The organism is Leisingera sp. SA32, from assembly GCF_056033425.1.
In genome coordinates this window covers 24,795-47,277 of the sequence record NZ_JBVYHB010000022.1, presented here as the reverse complement: position 1 = coordinate 47,277, position 22,483 = coordinate 24,795, and the positions used below count along the sequence as shown (strand labels likewise).

Below are 22,483 nucleotides of genomic sequence, written 5' to 3'. Positions count from 1 at the left end.
CTCTCGAGTCAGATCAGCCCCCTAGTCTGTGGCCAGTATGACTGGATGCAGACGAAAGGTCTGACGATGATGAACACCGGTTCAGGTCTCCTGACACGACTGCGCAAAACGCTGGCCTCGGCGCTATTTGGGCCACCAATGCTGGCTTTCCTGCCGGCTTTGACGCTGGCTACCTATTGGCTGGGCGGCGAAGTTGCCCTGCTGGCCGTGGCGCTTGGCCTGCCTGTGCTGATCGTCGCCAGCGGCGGATTCAGCCGACTTTCAGGCTCTGGCGTACCGCATGACAGCGTGACCGGCATGATTCTGCGGGACGGGTTCGAGCAGGCCGCCGAACGGGTGTTCGAGGACTGCCGCGATTCCGATCTGCGCGCCGCGATCTTTGTGATCGAACTGGACGAATACCGCGCCCTGAGCGATCGCCACGGTCAGGAGGCCGGCGACCGCATCATGCAGCACTGCGGCGACCAGATCACCTCGGTGCTGCGCGAGGGGGACACCGTCGCGCGGGTTGGGGACAGCCGTTTTGCCGTCTGCCTGTCGCCCACGCTGCAACTGGACCTGGAGTTGTGCATCCAGCTTGCCGGCCGGATGCAGGCCGCCGCCGAAGAACCGGTGCCGCTGGATGGCACCACTGTCTATCTCACCTCCTCGATCGGGTTCTGCCAGCGCCACCGCGCGCCGGGCAAGGACGCCGCCGACTGGATCAGCGCCGCCACCGCCGCCCTGAGCGAAGCCCGCAGCAGCGGTCCGGGCGGTATCCGCGCCTACTCCGCCGATCTGCCAAGCCGCGGCAACACCCGCCCCAACCTGAGCGAGGAAGCGGCCGACGCCCTGGAGGCGGGCCACATTCAGGCCTGGTTCCAGCCGCAGATCTGCACCGACACTGGTCGCATCTCAGGGTTTGAGGCGCTGGCCCGCTGGTCGCACCCGGTGCAGGGACTGGTGCCGCCCTCGACCTTCCTGCCCGCGCTGGAGGAGGCCGGGCTGATGGACCGGCTGAGCCAGGTGATGCTTTACAACGCGCTGGTCGCAGTCAAAGCCTGGGACGAGGCAGGCGTGCATGTGCCCAGCGTCGGCGTCAACTTCGCCACCCAGGAACTGCGCAACCCCGGTCTGGCCGCCCGCGTCAAATGGGAGTTGGAGCGCTTTGATCTGGCGCCTGAGCGCCTGTGTGTGGAAATTCTGGAGACGGTGATGACCGACCAGCCGGACGACACCATCACCCGCAACATCACCACTCTCAGCGAGATGGGCTGCCGGATTGATTTGGATGATTTCGGCACCGGCCATGCCTCGATCGCCGCGGTGCGCCGTTTCAGCATATCGCGCATCAAGATCGACCGCTCCTTTGTGATGAAGGCGGATCAGGATCCCGACCAGCAGAAACTGATTTCCGCGGTTCTGAGCATGGCGGAACGGCTGGAGCTGGAGACCCTGGCCGAAGGTGTGGAAACCGCAGGGGAACACGCGTTGCTGGCACAGCTGGGTTGCGGCCATGTGCAGGGCTTTGGCATCGGTCGACCGATGCCCTTTGAACAGACGCTGGACTGGATCACCGCCCATCAGGCCAAATTGCAGGACACGCCGGCCATCGGCCGCCAGCGCCCCTGAACACCGCTTTAACCACAATGAATACCGCGCCGGGGGGCTCTGCCTTCCCGGCGCGACGTGATTCTGCTTGACCTTTGCGGCCCACCTCTGTTGAACCCCACCTGTCCTTCCCTACACGAGGTGGCAGTCCCCAATGGACGATCAGAACAAAAATCTAATTCTCGCAACCGCTCTCAGCTTCCTGGTGATTCTCGGCTGGTACACGTTTTTCCCGCCGCCAGAGCCGGAACAGGCGCCGGAGACCGCGATCAGCGAGGCCGTCCCTGCGGGCGATACCGCAACAGCGACCGCGCCCAGTGCCGGTGCCGACAGCGTCGCGGATACGACCACCGCAGGGGCCGAAGCGGCCCAGGCACCGCGCCTCGCCATCGAAACGCCGCGCATCACCGGCAGCATCTCGTTGCAGGGCGGGCGGATCGACGACCTGTCGCTGAAGGACTACCGCGAGACCATCGACGCGGATTCGCCGATCGTCACGCTGCTGAAACCGGTGGGAGAGGCACAGGCCTATTACGCGCTTTATGGATGGGCGTCCGGTGCAGGCCTGTCGGCCGCAGATGTGCCCGGTGCCAACACCCTGTGGAGCGCCCCCGAAGGCGCCACCCTGTCCCCGGACAGCCCCGTGACGCTGACCTGGGACAACGGCAAGAGGCTGACCTTCGCCCGCACCATCGCGGTGGATGAGAACTACATGTTCTCGGTCACCCAGTCGGTGACGAATGCCTCCGACACCACCGTCTCGCTGGCACCGTATGGCACCCTTGCGCGCCACGGCCTGCCGCAGGATCTGAAAAACTTCTTCATCCTGCACGAAGGTCTGATCGGCATGGCCGACGGAGAGCTGGCGGAGATCGATTACGACGACATGGAAGACTTTGAGCTGGACCCGCGCGACGGTGCCCGCGCCGAGGTGCGACAGGTCGCGGAAGACGGCTGGATTGGCTTTACCGATCACTACTGGATGACCACCTTGGTGCCCGCGCCGGGCCAGGGCTTCCGCTCGATCGCCAAATACGACGAGCGCCGCGAGATCTACCAGACGGACATCGTCATGCCCGCCGTGACTCTGGCCGCCGGACAGTCCTCCGAGGTGACCACCCAGCTGTTCGCCGGTGCCAAGGAATGGGAAGCCATCCGCGCCTATGAAGACGCCGGGATCGAAGGCTTCATCGACAGCATCGACTGGGGCTGGTTCTTCTTCATCACCAAATACATGTTCTGGCTGCTGCATCACCTGAACCTGATGATCGGCAACATGGGCTGGGCAATCATCGGCCTGACTGTTGTCATCAAGATCCTGGTGTTCCCGCTGGCCTATAAATCCTATGCCTCCATGGCCAAGATGAAAGAGCTTCAGCCGGAGATGGAGAAGCTCAAGGAGCGGGCCGGCGACGACCGCCAGAAGATGCAGAAGGAGATGATGGAGCTGTACAAGAAGGAAAAGGTGAACCCCGCCGCGGGCTGTCTGCCGATCCTGATCCAGATCCCGATCTTCTTCTCGCTCTACAAGGTGATCTTCGTCACGCTGGAACTGCGCCACGCGCCCTTCTTTGGGCCGTTCCAGGATCTCAGCGCGCCGGATCCGACCTCGATCTTCAACCTGTTCGGCCTGCTGCCCTGGGGAACCCCCGCACCGGAAAGCATCCTGGCGCTGGTCTTCATCGGCATCCTGCCGATCCTGCTGGGCATCTCGATGTGGTTGCAGCAGAAGCTGAACCCGGCACCGACCGATCCGACGCAGCAGATGATCTTTGCCTGGATGCCGTGGGTGTTCATGTTCATGCTGGGCGGGTTTGCGTCGGGTCTGGTGGTCTACTGGATTGCCAACAACACGATCACCTTCACCCAGCAGTATCTGATCATGCGCAGCCATGGGTACACGCCGGACGTTTTCGGCAACATCAAGTCGGGCTTCAAGAAGAAGCCCAAGGCTGAGAAGTGATGGCCGCAACGGTCACGGACATCTGGCGCCACCCGCTCAAATCTCATGGGCGGGAGGCACTGGACAGCGTCACCATGGTCGCCGGGCAGACAATGCCCGGCGACCGCGTTTGGGCCGTCGCGCATGAGGCCTCCCAGGCGGATGGCCGCGAATGGGTGCCCTGCCAGAACTTTACCCGCGCCGCCAAGGCCCCCGCGCTGATGGCGGTGACCGCCCGGCTCGACGATGTGAGCGGCCAGCTGGCGCTGGCCCACCCGGCACAGCCCGATCTGACGTTCGACCCGGAAAACCCGGCCGACCTGCAACGGTTTCTCGACTGGGAGAAACCGCTGCTGCCCGCCAACCGCGCCGCCTCTGCCCGCATTGTCCGGGTGCCGGGGCGCGGCATGACCGATACTGATTTCCCCTCCGTCTCCCTGTGCAACCGGGCCTCGCACCGCGCGGTGGAACAGGCCATCGGCCACGACCTGTCGCCGCAGCGCTGGCGCGGCAATATCTGGTTCGATCTGGGTGAGGCCTGGGCTGAAAACAACTGGCTGGGCCGTGAGGTGCAGATCGGCGGGGCCGTATTTGCCGTCCGCGAGAAGGCCACGCGCTGCCTGGCCACCACCGCCAACCCCGAAACCGGCGAACGCGACGCCGATACGCTCAAGACCCTCAAGGACAATTGGGGCCACCAGGAGTTTTCGGTCTATGCCGAAGTGGTGCGCGGCGGCGAGATCCGCCTGGGCGACGCGGTAGAGGTGCTGTAATGCAAATGCAATTTTCACTGGCCGAAGCGCCGGACGAGATCTCCGCCGAAAAGGGCCGCAAGCTGTTCGCCCGCGAGACCGAGTTCCTGAAAGGCGTGGTGGCAATGAACGGCCTGCCCGACGCGGACCGGCTGGAAGTCTGCTTTGCCGGTCGTTCCAACGTGGGCAAATCCAGCCTGATCAACGCGCTGACCGGCACCAAGGGCATCGCGCGCGCTTCCAACACGCCGGGACGCACACAGGAGATCAACTTCTTCACCCAGGGGCCAGAGCTGTATCTGGTCGACCTGCCCGGCTATGGCTATGCCAACGCGCCGCTCAAGGTCGTGGAGCAGTGGCAAAAGCTGCTGAAGCGCTATCTGTCGGGCCGCCAGAACCTGCGCCGCGCCTTTGTGCTGATTGACTGCCGCCACGGCGTGAAACCGGTGGATGCGGAGATCATGTCCCTGCTGGACAGCGCTGCGGTGACATTCCAATGCGTGCTGACCAAGGCCGACAAGGTCAAGGAAAAGGACCGCGCCAAAGTGTTGGAGCAAGTCAAGGGCGCACTGGCCAAACACCCCGCCGCCTACCCCGAACTGGTGCTGACTTCCTCCGAAAAAGGGGACGGCATCGCCACCCTGCGCGCCATCATCGCCGGTCTCTGACACGTGCTGCGCCGCCTGCCCGCTTTGCTGGTTGTGATCGCCCTGGCTGTCGCCGGGCTGATCCCAACTGGCTGGATGCCAGGCAGCAGCGCGGACGGCAAGGTGCTGCTGGTGATCTGCACCGGCACCGGCCCGGTGGAAACCTGGGTGGATCTGGGCGGCGATACGCCCGACCATGCCCCCACCGAGCAGATGGAAGACCGCAGCTGCCCCTTTGCCGCCCTTGGCGCGCTGGCGGCGCTGCCCGACAGCCAGATCAGTCTCGACCTGAATGCGCCGCTCAGCAATCGCTGGGCGCATGCGCCTTTCACCCACCATACTGCCGGCTTTCACTGGCGCTATGACGCCCGCGGCCCGCCCGCACTCTCCTGACGTTTCTGAACACAGCTGAAATCTATGCCGGCAGCCCGCTGCCCGGCCCTGTTCCGATATGGAGAGACCATCATGGCGACCAGCCAACCGCACTCCGCGCAGCCTGCGCGTCCGCTTTCTGAAAAGTTCTACTTCGCCGCCTGGCGCTGGCATTTCTATGCCGGGCTTTATGTTGTCCCCTTCCTTATCATGCTGGCGGTCACCGGCCTCTTGATGATGTACATCGCCCTGTTTGACGGGCGCGAGGGCGAATATGTGACCATCCCCGCCCAGGAGACCGCCCTGCCCATCGCCACCCAGACCCAGGCCGCGCTTGACCATCTGCCGGGGGCAACGCTGGTGGAGTGGATCGGCCCCAAGGCCGATGACCGCGCCGCTGTGGTGCGGGTTGCCGTCGAAGGCGGCCAGCGCATGGTCGCCGTGGACCCCTACACGGCTGAGGTGGTTCAAACCTGGGACCGCCGGGCAGGCTGGTATGACTTCCTGTCAGACATCCACGGCAGCCTGCTGTTTGGCGATACCGGCGACCGGCTGATCGAAATCGCCGCGGGGCTCGGGATCGTGCTGGTGCTGACCGGGTTATACCTGTGGTGGCCGCGCGGCAACTCTGCCGCGGCCTTTGTGCCGAACCTGGCCGCCCGCGGCCGGGCCTTGTGGAAAAGCCTGCATGCCGTGATTGGTGTCTATATCTCGCTTCTGCTGGTGGTATTTCTGGTGTCCGGCCTGGCCTGGTCAGGCTTTTGGGGCGAACGGTTTGTGCAGGCCTGGTCCACCTTTCCCGCCCAGAAATGGGAGGCGGTGCCGCTGTCCGACAGCACCCACGCAGCGCATATGAACCACGGCGCCACCAAGGACGTGCCCTGGGCACTGGAACAGACCTTGATGCCCGAATCCGGCTCTGAAGCGGGTCTCACCGGCCTCCCCGAGGGCACGCCCGTCACCGGCGACACGGTGGCGGCACTGGCCCGCGCGCTGGGGTACGAAGGGCGTTTTCGCATCGTATTCCCGCGCGATCAGGTCGGGGTCTTCACCCTCAATCAGGACAGCATGAGCAACGACAGCAACTGCCCCACGTGCGATCGCACCGTGCATATCGACCAATTCACCGGCAAGATTCTGGGCGACGTGAAATTTGCCGATTATTCGCTGGCGGGCAAATCCATGGCTGTGGGTATTGCTTTCCATGAGGGGGATCTGGGTCTGTGGAACGTGGTGCTGAACACCGTGTTCTGCCTGTCGGTGGTGTTTGTCTGCGTCTCTGGTGTGGTGATGTGGCTGAAACGCCGCCCCGCACGGGCGGCCCGTCTGGCCGCACCGCCGCTGCCAGCTGATCTGCCGTTCTGGAAAGGCGCAGTGCTGATCGCCGTACTGGTGTCACTGGCGTTTCCGCTGACCGGGTTGGTGCTGCTTGCGGCCCTGGCCTTTGATGTCTTGCTGCTGGGCAACATCCCGGCGCTGAAACGCGCGGTCAGCTGACCGACCGCAGAACGGCAGCGCCCGGTCCTTGTGCCGGGTGCGGCCACTCAGACGTGCTGGGCGCCGTTCACCTCGATCTCCGCGCCGGAGATATAGGAACTGGCTTCGGAACACAGGAAATAGATGGCCGATGCCACCTCCTCAGGCTGGCCCAGCCGCTGCATCGGAAGTTTTTCGACGATTTTGTCTGTACCGGGCGACAGGATCGCGGTTTCCACCTCGCCCGGTGCAATGGCGTTGACGCGCACGCCCAAGGGGCCAAAGTCATGCGCCATTTCGCGCGTCAGCGCCGCCAGCGCAGCCTTGGAGGTGGCATAGGCGGCCCCGGCAAAGGGATGCACCCGGCTGCCCGCGATCGAGGTCACATTGACCACCGACCCCTTGGCCGCCGCCAGTTCATCCTTCAGGCCCCGCGCCAGCACCACCGAGGCGAAGAAGTTCACGTGAAACACCTTGCCCCACGTCATCAGATCGGTGTTCAGCGTGCTGAGACGCTCCCCCTCTGGCCCCTTCGGGGACACCCCGGCATTGTTCACCAGCGCGTCCAACTGCCCGTCCAATTTCTCCTGGATCTCCCCCACCGCGTTGATGGTATCCGAGGGGTCCGCCAGGTCCAGTTCCACATGGTCCTCGCCGCCCCAGGGGCAATCTGCGGGCAACGGGTTGCGCGAGCAGGTGATGATCCGCCAGCCTTCAGCATGAAAGCGGCGCACGGTGGCGTGGCCGATGCCACGGCTGGCCCCGGTCAGCAGCAAGGTTTTCTGGCGCATCTGGCGATCCTTATCAGCGGTTGCGCCGCGACCCTATCACCCGCACCGGCAAGGGCAATGCCCGCGTGAGCACCACTGCGACACAGGCAATGCTTGGCAGCGGGGCAGGAACCGCCTAAACCCATGGCACCAAGGGATGATGACAGCAATGAAGACACAGACCATGAACCGCGACTGGATTGCCACTGCCGAGACCCTCTCAAGCGCGCTGCCATATTTGCAGCGCTATGATGGGGCCATTGTTGTCATCAAGCTGGGCGGCCACGCCATGGGCAGCGACGAGGCCATGGAGACATTTGCACGCGATATCGTGCTGATGCGACAGGTGGGCGTTAATCCTGTGATCGTGCATGGCGGCGGACCGATGATCAACGCCATGCTGGACAAGCTGAACATTCAGTCGGAGTTCGTGAACGGCAAGCGAGTGACGGATGCCGCCACCATGGAAGTGGTGGAGATGGTGCTGTCCGGCGTCGTCAACAAACGCATCGTGCAGGCCATCAACGCTCAGGGCGGCCGCGCCGTGGGGCTGTCGGGCAAGGATGCCAACCTGATCACCTGCGAACAGGCCAATGCGGACCTTGGCTTTGTCGGGGCCCCGGCCGAGATGGACCCCAAGGTGCTGTACGGGCTGTTCGAAAAAGACATGATCCCGGTGATCGCCCCGATCGGCGCGGGCCGCGCGGGCGAGACCTTCAACATCAACGGCGACACCGCCGCCGGTGCCATTGCCAAGGCGCTCAAGGCTGACCGGCTGTTGCTGCTGACGGATGTGGCGGGCGTCAAGAACGGCGTGGGCGAGGTTTTGACCGAGCTGAAAGCTTCGGACGTGGAAGAAATGACCGCCAGCGGCGTCATTGCCGGCGGCATGATCCCCAAGACCGAAACCGCGCTGGACGCGGTGCGCAACGGGGTGCGCGCCTGCACAATCGTCGATGGCCGGGTGCAGAACGCCGTGCTGTTGGAACTGTTCACCGATCACGGCGCCGGGTCGATGATCCGGGCCTGATCCGGGCCTTCTCTGCCGCATGCGGCAGGGAGGCGCGCTGCCCCTCTCGGCCTAGTGGCCAAGTCCCCCCGGGATATTTCCGGCAGGTAAAAAGCGACCGGCGCGCGGGTAAGAGGGCGCTTTTGGCTTCTGGCGTGGGCGGCGGCGCTGTTAGGCTGGGGCAAACCGCCCGGAGCCTGCGCCTATGACCACGACCTGCGCTGACCGCTATGCCGACGTCGAACGCGCCGTCGCCGCCGCCGGGCTGGAGATCTACGGCGCGCTGCACCCCGCCCGCCAGCCTGTGCATCTGCTTCAGCGTGGCACGCTGGTGCTGCTGGGCACTGGAGGTGCCTTCTGGCCCCGGTTCACCCGCAGCGTCGAGGCCCGCGATGGCCTGCCCGACCCGGTTGACCGATGGTCCGAACGGGTGGTGGGGGGCATGGGGGAAACACTGGGCGCGCGCGTGTTCTACCCCTTTGGCGGGCCGCCTTACCAACCCTTTGTCAACTGGGCACTGGCCTCGGGGCGCTGTTTCACATCGCCGTCACAGATGCTGGTGCATGATCGGGTGGGATTGCTGATTTCCTTGCGTGGAGCGCTGCATTTCAACCACGAGTTTGACATACCCCCCCCGCCGCTGGCAGAGTCGCCCTGCCACCGCTGCCGCCTGCGGCCCTGCCTGTCCGCCTGCCCCGCCGGGGCGCTCTCCGCAAGGGCGCGGTACGACCTGGCCGCCTGCCACGACCACCTTGCAACGCCCGCAGGCGCCGACTGCATGTCCGGCGGCTGCCGCGCCCGCCTTGCCTGCCCGCTCAGCCGCGGGGCTGGCCGGGATCCAGACCAAACCGCACATCACATGAGGCATTTTCATCACCCATGACCTGCACCCTGATCCTGACCCGCCACGCCAAATCCGCCTGGGACACAAATGTGCCCAGCGATCATGCCCGCCCGCTGAACAAGCGCGGCCGCCGCGCGGCTCCGGCCATCGGTGCCTGGCTGCGCGACAATGGCTATCTGCCGGACCAGGTGATCTCTTCCTCGTCACAGCGCACCCGTGAGACCTGGGACCTCATGGGCCTGGAGGCGCAGGCCGCCTTCACCGAGCGGCTGTACCACGGCAATTCCGACATCATGTTCCAGCTGCTGCAGCAGGCGGAACACCCCTGCGTGATGATGATCGGCCACAATCCCGGCATCGGCGCCTTTGCCCATTCCATCGTGCGCCACCCGCCGGACCATTCCCGGTTTGAAGACTATCCCACGGGTGCGACGCTGGTCGCGCGGTTCGATGTGCAACGCTGGCAGGATATCGGCTGGAGCAGCGCCAAAGTGTTGGATTTCGTCGTCCCGCGGGAGCTTCTGGGCGAATAAACCGCGGCATCCCGCCGCATCCCGCGCAGGAGGGTTCTGGCCGCGACAGGTGCGGTTTCCTAGGTTCGGGAGAGAGACATCGCTTGAACCAGGAGCCCGCCATGAACCGCCGTTCCCTTCTGCTGGCCGCAGCCGCCCTGCCTTTTGCCCACCTGCCTGCCGCCGCGGCCGCACCGGAGCAAATCATCCGCATCATGAAGTCGCCCACCTGCGGCTGCTGCACCGCCTGGGGTGAGCGCCTTGCTGTCGCCGGGTTCCAGACCGAGATCACTGACGTGCCCGACGCGCAGCTGTGGGCGATGAAGGAGAAGCTGGGGATCACCGATGACCTGGCCTCCTGCCATACCGCGATGGTCGGCGCATATGTGATCGAGGGCCACGTGCCGCCCGCCGATATCCAGCGGCTTCTCGCCGAACGCCCCGATGCTCTGGGGCTGACCGTGCCTGGTATGCCAATCGGATCGCCGGGGATGGAGATGGGAGGCGAGCGCGAAGCTTTCGACACCCTGCTGATCCTGGCCGGCGGCAGAACCGAGGTCTTTGCCAGCCACGGCTGACCCTCTGCCTGCGCAGACAAAAAAAGGCCGGGCGAAATGCCCGGCCTTTTCAAATCATTCCAGCTTCTTAGTGGCCCAGGATCTGGCTCAGGAACAGTTTGGTACGTTCCGATTGGGGATTGTTGAAGAACTCTTCGGGCTCGTTCTGTTCCACAATCTGGCCGGCATCCATAAAGATCACCCGGTTTGCCACCTGACGGGCGAAGCCCATCTCGTGGGTCACGCACAGCATGGTCATGCCTTCCTCGGCCAGTTCGATCATGGTGTCGAGCACCTCCTTGATCATCTCCGGGTCGAGCGCCGATGTAGGTTCATCGAACAGCATGATGCGCGGCATCATGCACAGGCTGCGTGCGATCGCCACACGCTGCTGCTGGCCGCCCGACAGCATACCGGGGTACTTGTGGGCCTGCTCGGGGATCTTGACCTTCTCGAGGAAGTGCATCGCCCGCTCTTCGGCCTCCTTCTTGGGCGTCTTGCGCACCCAGATCGGCGCCAGCGTGCAGTTTTCCAGGATGGTCAGATGCGGGAACAGGTTGAAGTGCTGGAACACCATCCCGACTTCGGACCGGATCTTGTCGATGTTCTTCAGGTCGTTGGACAGTTCGGTGCCGTCCACCACGATCTTGCCCTGCTGGTGTTCCTCCAGCGCATTAAGGCAGCGGATCAGGGTGGATTTGCCGGATCCCGATGGCCCCGCGATCACGATCCGCTCGCCCTGGTTGACGGTCAGATTGATGTCGCGCAGCACGTGGAAGGAGCCGTACCACTTGTTCATGTTGTTGATTTCAATGGCAACCTCGTCGCTCACCTGCATCTTGGAGCGGTCGATTGCGCGGTTGGTCATAAGTTCAGACATGTGTTGAACTCCTTAACGGTGGTCCGTCTTGAGGCGACGCTCAAGATACATGGAATAACGGGACATGGAGAAGCAGACGACGAAGAACAGCGCCGCGATAAAGGCGAACAGTTCCCAGTAGATGCCGTTCCAGGCCGTGTCTGCGCGGATCGCACTGGCCAGGCCGATGACATCGAACAGGCCGATGATCGACACCAGCGTGGTATCCTTGAAAATCCCGATGAAGGTGCTGACGATGCCCGGAATGGAGATCTTCAGCGCCTGCGGCATGATGATCAGCCGCTGCGCCTGCCAGTAGTTGAGACCAAGACTGTCGGCCCCTTCGTACTGGCCCCTGGGCAGGGCTGCCAGACCACCGCGGATCACCTCTGCCATATAGGCGGCGGAGAACAGGGTCATCATGATCATCACCCGGAGGATGATGTCAAAATTGGTCCCCGGCGGCAGAAAGACGTTGAGCAGCAGCGAGGCCACGAACAGCAACGTGATCAGCGGCACGCCGCGGATGAACTCGATGAAGCCGACGCAGATGTATTTGACGATCAGCAGGTCGGACTGACGCCCCAGCGCCAGCACCACGCCAATCGGCAGCGACACGCCAATGGCCACGACCCCCAGCATAATCGCCAACATGAAGCCACCGAACTGACGGCTTTGCACCGCTTCGATGCCGATAGGCAGCACTGTTGACAGCGCCGCGCTCACAGGGCCTGCCAACAGGAACCACCAGATGACCGCGGCCACGACGCCGGCGATCATGCCGCCGAGTTCGCCCAGCTTTTCCGAGCCGTATTTGATGACCAGATAGCCGATGACAAACCCCAGCGCCGCGCTCAGCGGGCCCCAGATGGTGCCCCCCCACAGCAGGAAGGGCATGATGAAGGGGTAGGCCGCGGTCAGAATCAGCACCTTGGACGACACCCGGTCCGAGAACAGGATCGGGCTCAGCGACACCAGCAGCAGCAACAGCGCGAGGATCGGGCGCCAATAATGCTCGGGCGGGTAGAAACCGAACAGCAGCTGCAACCACCGTTCCTTGATCACGCCCCAGCAGGCATGACCATGGGTGGTGCCCCAGGTCGCTTTCATGATCTCGCGACACTCGCTCAGCGAGTCCGCGTTCCAGACCGACAAAAAGACCCACGGCAGCACGCCGGACAGCACGTAGTAGATCACCGCCAGCGCCACCAGGGTCAGGATGGTGTTCAGCCAGTTGGAGAACAGGTTATGACGCATCCAACCGATCGGACCGACCTCGGACGCCGGAGGGGCCTGCTCGGGAAGCATGGTGTCGCGCACATAGGCGACGGTATGGGCATGTGTACCGCTCATCTCAGCGCTCCTTCAGCTTCACGGCTTCGTTGTACCAGTTCATCACCGCCGAGATTGACAGCGACAGACCCAGATACACCAGCATCAACAACAGCACGCATTCCAGCTCACGGCCGGTCTGGTTCATGGTGATACCGCCAAGGGTGCCGGTAATGTCCATGTACCCCACGGCAATCGCCAGCGAGGAGTTCTTGGTCAGGTTCAGGTAGTTGGAGATCAGCGGCGGGATGATAACCCGCAGCGCCTGCGGCAGGATCACCAGCGACATGGTCCGGTTGGGACGCAGGCCCAGGGCCGATGCGGCCTCTGTCTGCCCCCCCGAGATCGCGAGGATACCGGCCCGCACGATTTCCGCGATGAAGGCCGCGGTGTACAGCGACAGCGCCAGCCAAAGGGCCAGCAGCGAGTTGCGCAGATGGGTGCCGCCACGGAAGTTGAAGCCCTTCAGCTCAGGGTAACCCAGGTGAAAGCCCAGGGCGATCATCAGCGCCAGCATCGGCAGGATCAGCACGGCGGCCCGGCTATGCCAGGTCCGTGGGCGAACGCCGGTGGCTTCCTGGATGCGGTCCGCCCTCTGGCGGATCTTGATCGAGGCAAAGATGCTGAGACCCAGCACCACCAGAATGGCGATCAGGTCCAGCGACACATTAAAGCGCAGGGCGGAGTCGCCAAACAGATGCACATCGCCCAGCGTGCGCGAGAACAGCGGTTCCGGCAGGTAGGTGCCCCGGTTGGTGACCACCACGGCGCCGGTTTCCAGCCCCTTGTAGGTATTCGGGTGCGGCGTCGATTCGGTGACGATGGCAAAAATCAGCACGATCCACAGCAGAACCGGAATGTTGCGGAACATCTCGACGTAGACGGTCATGATCCGCGCAACGAGCCAGTTTGACGACAGCCGCAGAACACCGACGAACACCCCGACAATGGTTGCCGCGACGCAGCCCATGAAGGCGATCACAAGCGTGTTCAGCAGCCCCAGGAAGGCCGCGCGCATATGGCTGTCCTGGTTGTCGTAGTCCAGCAGTCGCTGGTTGATGTCATAACCTGCGGTCTCGCCCAGGAACCCGAATGAGACGGGCTTTCCCAGCGTGTTGAGGTTGACGATGGCGTTGTTGATCAGCCATGCGGCCAGAAGCATGAAGCCGAACATCGCGATGACCTGAATGGTGGCCGAGCGATACCGGGTATCATAAAGGAGCATGGACAGCCTGAACTGCTCCTTTGGAGGGTCCGAGAGCGTTGACATATATGTGATCCCCTGGGCTCCGGTTTTCTGTCATGGCGGCGTTGGTCGCCGCTCCGCAGCTGGCCGGAGCTTATGCAAAGATAGGAAAAGGGCGCAGGAAATACCTGCGCCCCTCGCCATGGTGTGTTTAGCGGAACGGCGGTGCGTACAGCAGGCCGCCTTCGGTCCACTGTGCGTTCAGACCGCGGGCCAGACCGATCGGGGTGTCCTCGCCGATGTTCTTGGCAAAGATCTCGCCGTAGTTGCCGCCGGCCGCAACAGCGTTTTTCGCCCAGTCAGCCGACAGGCCCAGCATGTCGCCCAGGGTGCCTTCGGTCCCCAGCAGACGGTTGATTTCCGGGTTGTCGGTGCCGGACGCCATGTCGCCCAGATTGGCGGAGGTGACGCCCAGCTCTTCGGCTGCGATCAGCGCGTTCAGGGTCCAGCGGACCACGTCGCCCCACTCGTTGTCGCCGTGGCGGACCAGCGGGCCCAGCGGCTCTTTCGAGATGATTTCGGGCAGCAGCGCATGCGCCGACGGATCGTCAAAGGTGGCCCGGGTGGCCGCCAGACCGGAGGCGTCGGTGGTGTAGACGTCACAGGCGCCCGCCAGATACTGCTGCTGCGCTTCGGCGTTGGTCTCGATCGGCACCGGCTCATAGCTGATGTTGTTGGAGCGGAAGAAATCCGCCAGGTTCAGCTCGGTGGTGGTGCCGGTCTGGATGCAGACGGTGGCGCCGTCCAGTTCCTTGGCCGAGGACACGCCCAGCTCCTTGGGAACCATGAAGCCCTGACCGTCATAATAGTTGACGCCGGTGAATTCAAACTTCAGGTCCACGTCACGGCTGAAGGTCCAGGTGGTGTTGCGGGCCAGCATGTCGATCTCGCCCGACGCCAGCGCGGTAAAGCGGGTCTTGCCGGTGGTCGGCACAAATTCCACTGCGGTGGAATCGCCCAGCACGGCTGCGGCCACGGCACGGCACACCGCCACGTCGAAACCTTCCCATTCGCCATTCGCATTCGGAGCGGCAAAGCCGACCAAGCCGGTGGTGACGCCGCAGTTCAGCTTGCCGCGCGCTTTCACGTCGTCCAGCGTGCCGGCAGATGCCGCGCCAGCCGCAAGACCGGCGAAGGTCATTGCGCCCAAAATAACGGATTTTTTCATATTAACCTCTTCCTGATGGCCCGCCATTCGGCGGTTCTTATTATCCGGCGATCCCCCGCCGGAAATGAGACTGAAGAAGGGTTTACCCCCAATTCATGCCCGAGTGTGGGCGCATTCATCAACAAACGTCAAGGGTCGTATCAGGAAATTCGATGCGCGGCATGCGCACAAACACCCCTCGGGAAAAATATTGTCTTTCCGAGGGGTGTTCCGGTAATTTTCAGCATTCCGTCGCAAGATCGAAGAAACGTTTGGCATGCAGGAATTCCTGCTGCTTGACGGCCGCCGTCGCCTGCGCCTCGTCGTCCTTGCCCCACTGTTCTTCCTGCCAGCGTTCATCCAGCCGCGACAGCTGCCAGATGTCTTCCGCGCGGCGCCAGTCCAGCGCCGCGGCAAAACCCAGGATCAAAGAGCCGGAGATGCCGACAAGGTCATGAAACCCGGCCAGCTGGAACGGGCTCAGCGCCGCGACCTTGTCGCCCAGGCGCACCAGCGCCGCGGCGTCCTGCGGCTGGTGCAGAATGCCGCTGCGTGGTGCCAGACGGACGCCGAGCGCGGTTTCGGCCCAGTCCAGCGCTGGATCCCATTCCTGCGCTTGGCGCGCGATAAGCTCGGCCGGCGAGTCGGCGCGGTAGCACAGCAGATCGGCATCCCCGTATTCCGCCAACATCGCCGCCACTTCGCTGTGCTGATGTGTCACCTTGTCGATCGCGGCATTCGCCGAGCGGGTGCAAGGCATGGTTCCGGGATCAACTGATTCGGTCTGCGCGTCCCATTCGGCGGCGATGGCTTCGGCCATGGCGCGTGTTGGCACGGCCAGCGGCGCCTTGGCCGGGGTCTTGACCCGGCGACCATCCAGTTCCACCGCAAAACCGTCGTCGGTTTGCGCTACCGAAGCTGCTTTCCAGAACCTTTTCTGTGCCCAGCCGCTCATATGTCTAGTCCTTCCAGATCTCTGCCAGCAGCGGACGCAGCTCCGCAAAATCGCGGATCAAATAGTCGGCGCCCAATGCTTCGGCATCGTGGTATCCCCAGGGCACGGCGATGGTGGTGACCCCCGCGGCGCGCCCCATTTCAATGTCGAACCGCGTGTCGCCGATCATCACGGTGCTGGCTGCCTCGACCCCGGTCTCTGCCATCGCGGTCAGGACCATCGAGGGGTGCGGTTTCGACGGGTGGTGATCGGCCACCTGTCGGGTCACGAAGCAGTCCAGCCCGTGCGCGGCGATCAGCGCATCCAGCCCGCGCTGCGATTTTCCGGTGGCCACCCCCAGCAGGTAGTCCGGCACCTCGTGCAGCTCTGCCAGTGCTGCGCGCGCACCGGGATAGAGCGGCGAATGCCCCGCGCCTGCGGCCTCGCGCGTCAGCCTGTAGGACGACTTGTAGCCGTCAACCAGCGCATCGACTGTGGCCGCATCCTGATCCGGTGCCAGCTCCTGCATGGCGAGCGGCAGCGACAGGCCGACGATGGACAAGATCACGTCGCGCGGCGGCACATCCAGGCCCACGCCCTCAAACGCTTCTGCCATCGCGCCGGTAATCGCGGCCTGGCTGTCCACCAGGGTGCCGTCGACGTCAAACAGAATCAGCCGCAGCGGTGCGCTCACTTCAGATCCTCAAACGGGTCGCAGGCCGCCAGATCCTCGGTCCAGCCGAAGGTGTCCCAGCTTTCTTTCATGTGATCGGGCAAGGGCGCCACGACCGAGACGTCCTTGCCGGTGACGGGATGTTCAAACACCATCCGTCGCGCGTGCAGATGCAGCTTCTTTGAGATCACCCCACCGATCTGCGCGCCCCAGCCGTCGCCCAGGTTCTCCTGCCCCGAGCCGCCATATTTTCCGTCACCCGCAATGGGATGGCCCATGCCCGCCATATGCGCGCGCAACTGGTGGGTGCGGCCGGTGATCGGCTCCATCGCCACCCAGGCAGCGCGGCTGGCCACCCGGTACAGTGTTGCATAAAGCGTATGTGCGCGCTTGGCGCCCGGTGTTCCGTCAATCTCGGAGGGGTGCAGATTGATCATCTTCTCTCCCTCGCCGCTCTTGCCGTGGCCCGGCGCCTTGACCAGACCATTCTTGATCTCGCCCAGGTAGGGCGTCGGCACGCCGGCCACCAGAGCCCAATAGATCTTGCGCGTGTTCTTGTGGCGAAAGGCCGCCGTCAGCCCCTGCGCGGCCTTGCGGTTGCGCGCCAGCACCAGCACACCAGAGGTGTCCTTGTCGATCCGGTGCACCAGCTTGGGTTTCTCCTCCAACCCGAACTTCAGCGCCTCCGCCAGCCCATCCACATGTTTGGTGGTGCCAGACCCCCCCTGCACCGCCAGACCGGCGGGCTTGTTCAGCACGATCACGTCGTCGTCGCGGTAGATCACGCAGTCGCGGATCATCTTTGCGTCGGCGTCGGAAATCCGCATCTCGCGCGGGGCCGCGGGCTTCAGGTCGCTGTCCGCCAGCGGCGGCACCCGCACCACCTGCCCCGCTTCGACGCGTGTGCTGGCCTTGACACGCCCCCCATCCAGCCGCAGCTCGCCCTTGCGGCACATCTTCTCGATGCGCCCCTGGTTTACATGCGGAAACAGCCGCCGCAGCCAGCGGTCAATGCGCTGGCCGCCATCGTCTTCGCTGACGGTAATCATCTGAACGCCGCTCATGCGAACACTCCTCTTGCGGCCATAAGGCCGAAAAACAGCCCGCCGACCGACAGGCCCACGGACAAAGCTACATACAGCGCGGCCTGCCCAAAGGCGCCGCGCTCGATCAGGTTGGCGGTCTCCAATGAGAACGCCGAAAAGGTGGTGAACCCGCCCAATATCCCGGTCATCACCAACGGGCTGAGCCAGGTCAGGTCCCGCAGCGCCGCCGCCACCACGAACACCCCCATCAGGAAAGAGCCGAGGATATTGACCGTCAGCACCGCCACCGGGAAATCATGGTGCCCCAGCAGCCGGATGATGCCCAAGCCCGCCAGATACCGGCACACCGCGCCGACCGCGCCACCAAGCGCCACCATGGAAACCGAAGAAATCATCCCCGTCCTGTCGCGCGCACGGGCAAAGATGTCAAGTTTTGCCCGCCCTGCACCACACGCAGGGCTGCCCGCACAACTACCCCGGTTTCATCTTTGCAAAAATACTCCCGTCGGCGGCAGCGGCTTTGCCCGCAAAGCCGCTTCACTTGTTCCGCTTCAGCCTGAGGTTGGCAAAGTAGTCATTGCGCCGCTTCAGCTCGCGCTCGAATCCGCGCTCCACCGGCTGATACAGCACCGGGCGTTTGACCCCATCGGGAAAGTAGTTCTGTCCCGAGAACCCGTCCTCTGCATCGTGGTCATAGGCATAGCCATCGCCATACCCCTGCTCTGACATCAGCTTGGTCGGCGCGTTGAGAATGTGCTTGGGCGGCGGTGCGCTGCCGGTCTGCTTCGCCAGTCGCCGCGCCGCCTTGATGCCGACGTAGACCGCGTTGGATTTCGGCGCCAGCGCCAGATAGACGGCGGCATTGGCCAGCGCCAGTTCGCCCTCTGGACTACCCAGACGCTCATAGGTCTGCCAGGCATTCAGGCAGACCGTATTGGCCTGCGGGTCGGCCATGCCGATGTCCTCTGTCGACATCATGGTCAGCCGCCGCGCCAGAAACCGGGGATCCTCGCCGCCCTCCAGCATCCGCGCCAGCCAGTAAAGCGCCGCATCCGGGTCGGAGCCGCGGATGGATTTATGCAGGGCAGAGATCAGGTTATAATGCTCGTCACCGGATTTGTCGAACTTGGCCGCGCGGCGCATCAGCCGCGAAGACAGCGCCTCGCGCCCCAGGGCCACCTCGACCTTCCAGGCGGCGACCTGTTCGATCAGGTTCAACAGCGCGCGCCCGTCGCCATCGGCCATTTCCTGCAGCGCGTCGCGGGCGTCGGCACTCAGCGGCAGAGCGCGGCCCAGCTCCTGTTCGGCGCGCTGGGTCAGGCGCTCCAGATCCGCCAGCGACAGCCGCTCCAGCACCAGCACCTGGCTGCGCGACAGCACAGCGGCGTTCAGCTCAAACGAGGGGTTCTCGGTCGTGGCCCCCACCAGCAGGATGGTGCCATCCTCCATATGCGGAAGGAAGCCGTCCTGCTGGGCCTTGTTGAAGCGGTGGATCTCATCCACGAACAACAGCGTGCCCTGGCCGTTCTGGCGGCGGATCCTGGCGGCTTCGAACACCTTCTTCAGGTCCGGCACACCGGTGAAGATCGCCGAGATTTGCACGAAATGCAGATCCGTCTCCTGCGCCAGCAGCCGCGCGATGGTGGTTTTCCCCACCCCCGGCGGCCCCCAGAAAATCAACGACGACAAAGAACCCGAGGCCAGCATCACCCCCAAGGGCGCCTCCGGTCCCAGCACCTGTTCCTGGCCGATGACTTCCGCCAGCGCCCGCGGTCTCAACCGGTCTGCCAGCGGCTGGTTGCGCGAGGGTTGCTGGGCGGCGGTGTCGCTGCCGCCCGCCGGGCTGCCAAACAGATCCGCCATCAGAGTCGGAACCTCAGCACCAGCGCCCGGCCATTGCGCTGCACGTCCAGCTGGATCCAGCGGGACCGGGCAGAGAGGATTGCCGCCACATCCGCCGGGCTGGCAACGGCCCGGCCATTGACCGCCCGCAGCACATCCCCCGACTGCACCCCGCCGCGCCCGGCATAGGGGCCCGGATCGGTGACCACCACGCCCTCTGCCGACAGCGGCAGGCCAAGATGGGAGATCACCTGAGGATTGATTCGCGCCACCGTCAGCCCCGGCAACGCCGTGCGATCATCCAGTTGCAGCGGATCGGCTGACGGCTGATCCGGGGCGGTGATCATCGGCACCTCGACCTCTTCGCGCTGGCCGCCGCGCAGCCGCGTGATGGTGGCGATGCTGTCGAGCCCCGCAACCGTCATGCGAAACACCATCTCCGACGGGGAGTTCACCACCTCGCCGTCCACATGGGTGATGACATCCCCGACCCGGAAGCCCGCCTTGGCAAAGGGGCTGGCCGGGTGCAGGTCAGAAATCACCATGCCTTCCGGCAGGTCCATCGCCAGCGACGCCGCGAGATCCGCATCCACCGGCTGCCCGGCCATACCCGCCCAGGGACGCTGGAATTCCTCGGCGCCGTTCCTGGCCTGGTCGACGAATTCGCGCACCAGATTGGCGGGAATCGCAAAGCCGATGCCGTTGGAGCCGCCGGAACGCGACAGGATGCGAGTGTTGATGCCAATGAGATTGCCGTTCACGTCGATCAGCGCGCCGCCCGAGTTGCCCGGATTGATCGGCGCGTCCGTCTGGATGTAATAGCCAAAGCCGTCGCCCGCCCCCATGCCGGTGCGCGCCAAGCCCGAGACGATGCCGCTGCTGACAGTCTGCCCCACGCCAAAGGGGTTGCCGATCGCCAGCGCCAGCTCGCCCACCTCAACCTGATCGCTGTCGCGCAAGGACAGGTAGGGCAGATCCTCGGCCGCTTCCAGTTGCAGGATTGCCAGGTCGCTGGCCTTGTCGCCCAGAATGACTTGTGCGCTGTATTCGCGCCGGTCGGCCGTCACCACGCGGATTTCCGTGGCGCTGCCCACCACGTGATAGTTCGACACCACGATGCCGTCTGCGGACAGGATCACGCCGGAGCCGAGCGAGTTTTCCACCCGCGGCTGCGGTGTGGTAAAGCTGCGGAACAGGTCATCGAAGAAAGGATCATTCATAAAGGGCGAGCGGCGGCGTTGCTGCACCTGGCGCACCACCTTGGCATAGATGTTGACCACCGCCGGGGAGGCTTCCTTGACCAGCGGCGCAAACCCCAGAGAGATCTCGGCCTGGGATTGCGGCACCCGGGTCTCGGCGGCGGCGGGCAGGGCAAGCAGGATGGCAAGGGCAGTCAGGACGTGGCGGAACATGAGCTCTCCAGCAGTTGTTGCCCGAAGGATATGCGGACCATGCGCCCGGATTGCAAGACAGCTGTGGCGGTCGCCGCGGCCGGGGCTCTGCCCCTCTTGGCCTGGCGGCCAATTCACCCCGGAGTATTTCAGACCGGAAAGAAGCGGCAGCCACCTGCCGCTTCCCTGCGCTGGTGGATCAGGCCTCTGCCAGCTGCGGTGTGGACTGACCGGCGGTGGCGCGGCGCGCATCCACGGCCTCTGCCAGATGTTCCAGCGCCGTCACCGTGTCTTCCCAGCCGAGACAGCCGTCGGTGATCGACTGGCCATAGGTCAGGGCGCCCTGCCCCAGATCCTGTCGGCCCGCCACCAGATGACTTTCCACCATCACGCCGGTGATGCGGTGTTCGCCCCCGGCGATCTGGGCGGCGACATCGGCTAGCACCCCAGGCTGCTTCGCGGGATCCTTGCCGCTGTTGGCGTGGCTGGCGTCGATCATGACATGGCCGCGGATGCCGTCCTTCTGTGCCAGTTTGCAGGCCGCATCCACCGCCGCCGCGTCGTAGTTCGTGCCACCGCCGCCACGCAGGATCAGGTGGCCGTCGGGGTTGCCGCTGGTCGCTGCAATCGCCGCGCGCCCGGACTTGGCCAGAGCCATGAAATGATGCGGATGGGCGGCAGAGCGCACTGCATCCACCGCGATTTGCACATTGCCGCGGGTGCCGTTCTTGAAGCCCACCGGGCAGCTGAGACCCGAGGCCATTTCCCGGTGGATCTGGCTTTCGGTCGTGCGGGCGCCAATCGCCGCCCAGGCCACCAGATCAGAGATGTATTGCGGCACCGCGGTGTCCAGAAACTCGGTGCCGACGGGCAGGCCACGCGCGTTGATGTCACGGCACAGCTGGCGCGCCAGCCCCAGGCCTTCGTTGATGCGGAACGAGCCATCGAGACCAGGGTCATTGATCAGCCCTTTCCAGCCCGAGATGGTGCGGGGTTTTTCAAAATACACCCGCATGACGATTTCCAACTGCCCGGACAGGCGCGCCCGCAGCGGGGCCAGACGCTCGGCATAGTCCAAGGCCGCCGCGGGATCATGGATCGAACAGGGGCCAACCACCGCGACCACCCTGTCATCCCGGCCGTGCAGGATGTCCTGAATGGCGCGGCGGCCAGCCAGGACGGTGTCCGTGGCGTCGGCGGTTGCAGGCATCTGCGCCGCCAAATCTTCGGGTGAGACCAGCTCCTGCATGCCGGTGATGCGGAGGTTTTCTGTTTGTTCAGCGTGTTGCGGTGTCATTGGGTCGGCTTCCTTGGCGGTGGCCCGGTCGCTGCGGCGGATACAAGAAAACCGCCAGCGGGGTGCGGGCGGTTCGGGTGGTATCCTGATGCGGTTCCTGTCTATGTTCAGAACGCGCAGACCCCTCCGTCCGCCATGTGGCGCGGATAAAAGAAATACCAGAATGCGGCATAGCTACGGGTCATGGACTGGACGCTAGCGAAGATTCGCAAAGCTGTCACCCCCGAAAATCCAACCGGATGCGA

General features: G+C 64.2%; 22 protein-coding genes. 10 read left to right on the top strand and 12 right to left on the bottom strand.

All coding sequences use genetic code 11. The annotated features are described in order from the left end of the window. Positions 1 to 66: 66 nt before the first annotated feature. The 6 genes from AC0IPL_RS20755 (at position 67) to AC0IPL_RS20730 (ending at position 6,800) form a co-directional block, all read left to right on the top strand. The gene (locus tag AC0IPL_RS20755) at positions 67 to 1,611 is read left to right on the top strand and encodes a putative bifunctional diguanylate cyclase/phosphodiesterase (RefSeq protein ID WP_474277035.1); all 1,545 of its coding nucleotides are present in this window, start codon (positions 67 to 69) and stop codon (positions 1,609 to 1,611) included. A 133-nt stretch (positions 1,612 to 1,744) separates the two neighbouring features. Continuing rightward, entirely contained in the window at positions 1,745 to 3,553 is a 1,809-nt protein-coding gene (gene yidC, locus AC0IPL_RS20750) for a membrane protein insertase YidC (RefSeq protein ID WP_474277025.1), read from the top strand. Beyond that, positions 3,553 to 4,305 (top strand): MOSC domain-containing protein, encoded by a 753-nt coding sequence (locus tag AC0IPL_RS20745; protein ID WP_474277024.1) that lies wholly within the window; start codon positions 3,553 to 3,555, stop codon positions 4,303 to 4,305. The genes yidC and AC0IPL_RS20745 overlap by 1 nt, the downstream gene beginning before the upstream one ends. After that, positions 4,305 to 4,952 carry a ribosome biogenesis GTP-binding protein YihA/YsxC gene (gene yihA / locus AC0IPL_RS20740; RefSeq protein WP_474277023.1) on the top strand — a complete coding sequence of 216 codons (648 nt, stop codon included), beginning with the start codon at positions 4,305 to 4,307 and terminating at the stop codon, positions 4,950 to 4,952. The genes AC0IPL_RS20745 and yihA overlap by 1 nt, the downstream gene beginning before the upstream one ends. A 3-nt stretch (positions 4,953 to 4,955) precedes the next feature. Further along, positions 4,956 to 5,324 (top strand): DUF2946 family protein, encoded by a 369-nt coding sequence (locus AC0IPL_RS20735; protein WP_474277022.1) that lies wholly within the window; start codon positions 4,956 to 4,958, stop codon positions 5,322 to 5,324. 72 nt (positions 5,325 to 5,396) lie between these two features. Then, positions 5,397 to 6,800, top strand: coding sequence for a PepSY-associated TM helix domain-containing protein (locus tag AC0IPL_RS20730; RefSeq protein WP_474277021.1), 1,404 nt, complete (start codon positions 5,397 to 5,399; stop codon positions 6,798 to 6,800). Positions 6,801 to 6,847: 47 nt separating this feature from the next. On the opposite strand, the gene AC0IPL_RS20725 is transcribed toward AC0IPL_RS20730, so the two are convergent. Then, positions 6,848 to 7,570 carry an SDR family NAD(P)-dependent oxidoreductase gene (locus AC0IPL_RS20725; RefSeq protein WP_474277020.1) on the bottom strand — a complete coding sequence of 241 codons (723 nt, stop codon included), beginning with the start codon at positions 7,568 to 7,570 and terminating at the stop codon, positions 6,848 to 6,850. A 148-nt stretch (positions 7,571 to 7,718) separates the two neighbouring features. On the opposite strand from AC0IPL_RS20725, the gene argB reads away from it, so the two are divergent. From argB to AC0IPL_RS20705, 4 genes are all read left to right on the top strand, one after another. Then, entirely contained in the window at positions 7,719 to 8,579 is an 861-nt protein-coding gene (gene argB, locus AC0IPL_RS20720; protein ID WP_474277019.1) for an acetylglutamate kinase, read from the top strand. A gap of 184 nt (positions 8,580 to 8,763) precedes the next feature. Then, entirely contained in the window at positions 8,764 to 9,441 is a 678-nt protein-coding gene (locus tag AC0IPL_RS20715; RefSeq protein ID WP_474277018.1) for a ferredoxin, read from the top strand. Beyond that, a complete protein-coding gene (locus AC0IPL_RS20710; protein ID WP_474277017.1) occupies positions 9,438 to 9,935 on the top strand; it encodes a SixA phosphatase family protein in 498 nt (165 codons plus the stop codon). Before AC0IPL_RS20715 ends, AC0IPL_RS20710 begins: the two co-directional genes overlap by 4 nt. A 101-nt stretch (positions 9,936 to 10,036) precedes the next feature. Further along, a complete protein-coding gene (locus tag AC0IPL_RS20705) occupies positions 10,037 to 10,492 on the top strand; it encodes a DUF411 domain-containing protein (RefSeq protein WP_474277016.1) in 456 nt (151 codons plus the stop codon). A gap of 67 nt (positions 10,493 to 10,559) precedes the next feature. On the opposite strand, the gene AC0IPL_RS20700 is transcribed toward AC0IPL_RS20705, so the two are convergent. The 11 genes from AC0IPL_RS20700 to AC0IPL_RS20650 form a co-directional block, all read right to left on the bottom strand. Then, complete coding sequence (locus tag AC0IPL_RS20700) at positions 10,560 to 11,351, bottom strand: amino acid ABC transporter ATP-binding protein (protein ID WP_474277015.1); 792 nt, start codon at positions 11,349 to 11,351, stop codon at positions 10,560 to 10,562. 12 nt (positions 11,352 to 11,363) lie between these two features. Further along, positions 11,364 to 12,683 carry an amino acid ABC transporter permease gene (locus AC0IPL_RS20695; protein ID WP_474277014.1) on the bottom strand — a complete coding sequence of 440 codons (1,320 nt, stop codon included), beginning with the start codon at positions 12,681 to 12,683 and terminating at the stop codon, positions 11,364 to 11,366. A 1-nt stretch (position 12,684) separates the two neighbouring features. Next, positions 12,685 to 13,932, bottom strand: a complete 1,248-nt coding sequence (locus tag AC0IPL_RS20690; RefSeq protein ID WP_474277013.1) for an amino acid ABC transporter permease — start codon at positions 13,930 to 13,932, stop codon at positions 12,685 to 12,687. A 127-nt stretch (positions 13,933 to 14,059) separates the two neighbouring features. Further along, entirely contained in the window at positions 14,060 to 15,076 is a 1,017-nt protein-coding gene (locus tag AC0IPL_RS20685) for an amino acid ABC transporter substrate-binding protein (protein ID WP_474277012.1), read from the bottom strand. Positions 15,077 to 15,296: 220 nt separating this feature from the next. After that, positions 15,297 to 16,010 (bottom strand): ATP12 family chaperone protein, encoded by a 714-nt coding sequence (locus AC0IPL_RS20680; RefSeq protein ID WP_474277011.1) that lies wholly within the window; start codon positions 16,008 to 16,010, stop codon positions 15,297 to 15,299. Positions 16,011 to 16,014: 4 nt separating this feature from the next. Then, positions 16,015 to 16,683, bottom strand: coding sequence for an HAD family hydrolase (locus AC0IPL_RS20675; protein ID WP_474277010.1), 669 nt, complete (start codon positions 16,681 to 16,683; stop codon positions 16,015 to 16,017). After that, positions 16,680 to 17,726 carry an RluA family pseudouridine synthase gene (locus tag AC0IPL_RS20670; RefSeq protein WP_474277009.1) on the bottom strand — a complete coding sequence of 349 codons (1,047 nt, stop codon included), beginning with the start codon at positions 17,724 to 17,726 and terminating at the stop codon, positions 16,680 to 16,682. Before AC0IPL_RS20670 ends, AC0IPL_RS20675 begins: the two co-directional genes overlap by 4 nt. Beyond that, positions 17,723 to 18,103, bottom strand: coding sequence for a fluoride efflux transporter CrcB (gene crcB, locus AC0IPL_RS20665; protein ID WP_474277008.1), 381 nt, complete (start codon positions 18,101 to 18,103; stop codon positions 17,723 to 17,725). Before crcB ends, AC0IPL_RS20670 begins: the two co-directional genes overlap by 4 nt. A gap of 142 nt (positions 18,104 to 18,245) precedes the next feature. Continuing rightward, the gene (locus tag AC0IPL_RS20660; RefSeq protein ID WP_474277007.1) at positions 18,246 to 19,571 is read right to left on the bottom strand and encodes a replication-associated recombination protein A; all 1,326 of its coding nucleotides are present in this window, start codon (positions 19,569 to 19,571) and stop codon (positions 18,246 to 18,248) included. Beyond that, entirely contained in the window at positions 19,571 to 20,962 is a 1,392-nt protein-coding gene (locus tag AC0IPL_RS20655) for a trypsin-like peptidase domain-containing protein (RefSeq protein WP_474277006.1), read from the bottom strand. The genes AC0IPL_RS20660 and AC0IPL_RS20655 overlap by 1 nt, the downstream gene beginning before the upstream one ends. Positions 20,963 to 21,140: 178 nt before the next feature. Next, a complete protein-coding gene (locus AC0IPL_RS20650; RefSeq protein ID WP_474277005.1) occupies positions 21,141 to 22,238 on the bottom strand; it encodes a 3-deoxy-7-phosphoheptulonate synthase in 1,098 nt (365 codons plus the stop codon). Positions 22,239 to 22,483 lie beyond the last annotated feature (245 nt).

Coding starts and splice junctions, on each gene's coding strand:
- AC0IPL_RS20650 (WP_474277005.1), bottom strand. CDS start 22,238: ATGACACCGCAACACGCTGAACAAACAGAAAACCTCCGCATCACCGGC.
- crcB (WP_474277008.1), bottom strand. CDS start 18,103: ATGATTTCTTCGGTTTCCATGGTGGCGCTTGGTGGCGCGGTCGGCGCG.
- AC0IPL_RS20660 (WP_474277007.1), bottom strand. CDS start 19,571: ATGGCGGATCTGTTTGGCAGCCCGGCGGGCGGCAGCGACACCGCCGCC.
- AC0IPL_RS20670 (WP_474277009.1), bottom strand. CDS start 17,726: ATGAGCGGCGTTCAGATGATTACCGTCAGCGAAGACGATGGCGGCCAG.
- yihA (WP_474277023.1), top strand. CDS start 4,305: ATGCAAATGCAATTTTCACTGGCCGAAGCGCCGGACGAGATCTCCGCC.
- AC0IPL_RS20680 (WP_474277011.1), bottom strand. CDS start 16,010: ATGAGCGGCTGGGCACAGAAAAGGTTCTGGAAAGCAGCTTCGGTAGCG.
- AC0IPL_RS20705 (WP_474277016.1), top strand. CDS start 10,037: ATGAACCGCCGTTCCCTTCTGCTGGCCGCAGCCGCCCTGCCTTTTGCC.
- AC0IPL_RS20755 (WP_474277035.1), top strand. CDS start 67: ATGATGAACACCGGTTCAGGTCTCCTGACACGACTGCGCAAAACGCTG.
- AC0IPL_RS20695 (WP_474277014.1), bottom strand. CDS start 12,683: ATGAGCGGTACACATGCCCATACCGTCGCCTATGTGCGCGACACCATG.
- AC0IPL_RS20685 (WP_474277012.1), bottom strand. CDS start 15,076: ATGAAAAAATCCGTTATTTTGGGCGCAATGACCTTCGCCGGTCTTGCG.
- argB (WP_474277019.1), top strand. CDS start 7,719: ATGAAGACACAGACCATGAACCGCGACTGGATTGCCACTGCCGAGACC.
- yidC (WP_474277025.1), top strand. CDS start 1,745: ATGGACGATCAGAACAAAAATCTAATTCTCGCAACCGCTCTCAGCTTC.
- AC0IPL_RS20725 (WP_474277020.1), bottom strand. CDS start 7,570: ATGCGCCAGAAAACCTTGCTGCTGACCGGGGCCAGCCGTGGCATCGGC.
- AC0IPL_RS20745 (WP_474277024.1), top strand. CDS start 3,553: ATGGCCGCAACGGTCACGGACATCTGGCGCCACCCGCTCAAATCTCAT.
- AC0IPL_RS20700 (WP_474277015.1), bottom strand. CDS start 11,351: ATGTCTGAACTTATGACCAACCGCGCAATCGACCGCTCCAAGATGCAG.
- AC0IPL_RS20715 (WP_474277018.1), top strand. CDS start 8,764: ATGACCACGACCTGCGCTGACCGCTATGCCGACGTCGAACGCGCCGTC.
- AC0IPL_RS20710 (WP_474277017.1), top strand. CDS start 9,438: ATGACCTGCACCCTGATCCTGACCCGCCACGCCAAATCCGCCTGGGAC.
- AC0IPL_RS20690 (WP_474277013.1), bottom strand. CDS start 13,932: ATGTCAACGCTCTCGGACCCTCCAAAGGAGCAGTTCAGGCTGTCCATG.
- AC0IPL_RS20655 (WP_474277006.1), bottom strand. CDS start 20,962: ATGTTCCGCCACGTCCTGACTGCCCTTGCCATCCTGCTTGCCCTGCCC.
- AC0IPL_RS20730 (WP_474277021.1), top strand. CDS start 5,397: ATGGCGACCAGCCAACCGCACTCCGCGCAGCCTGCGCGTCCGCTTTCT.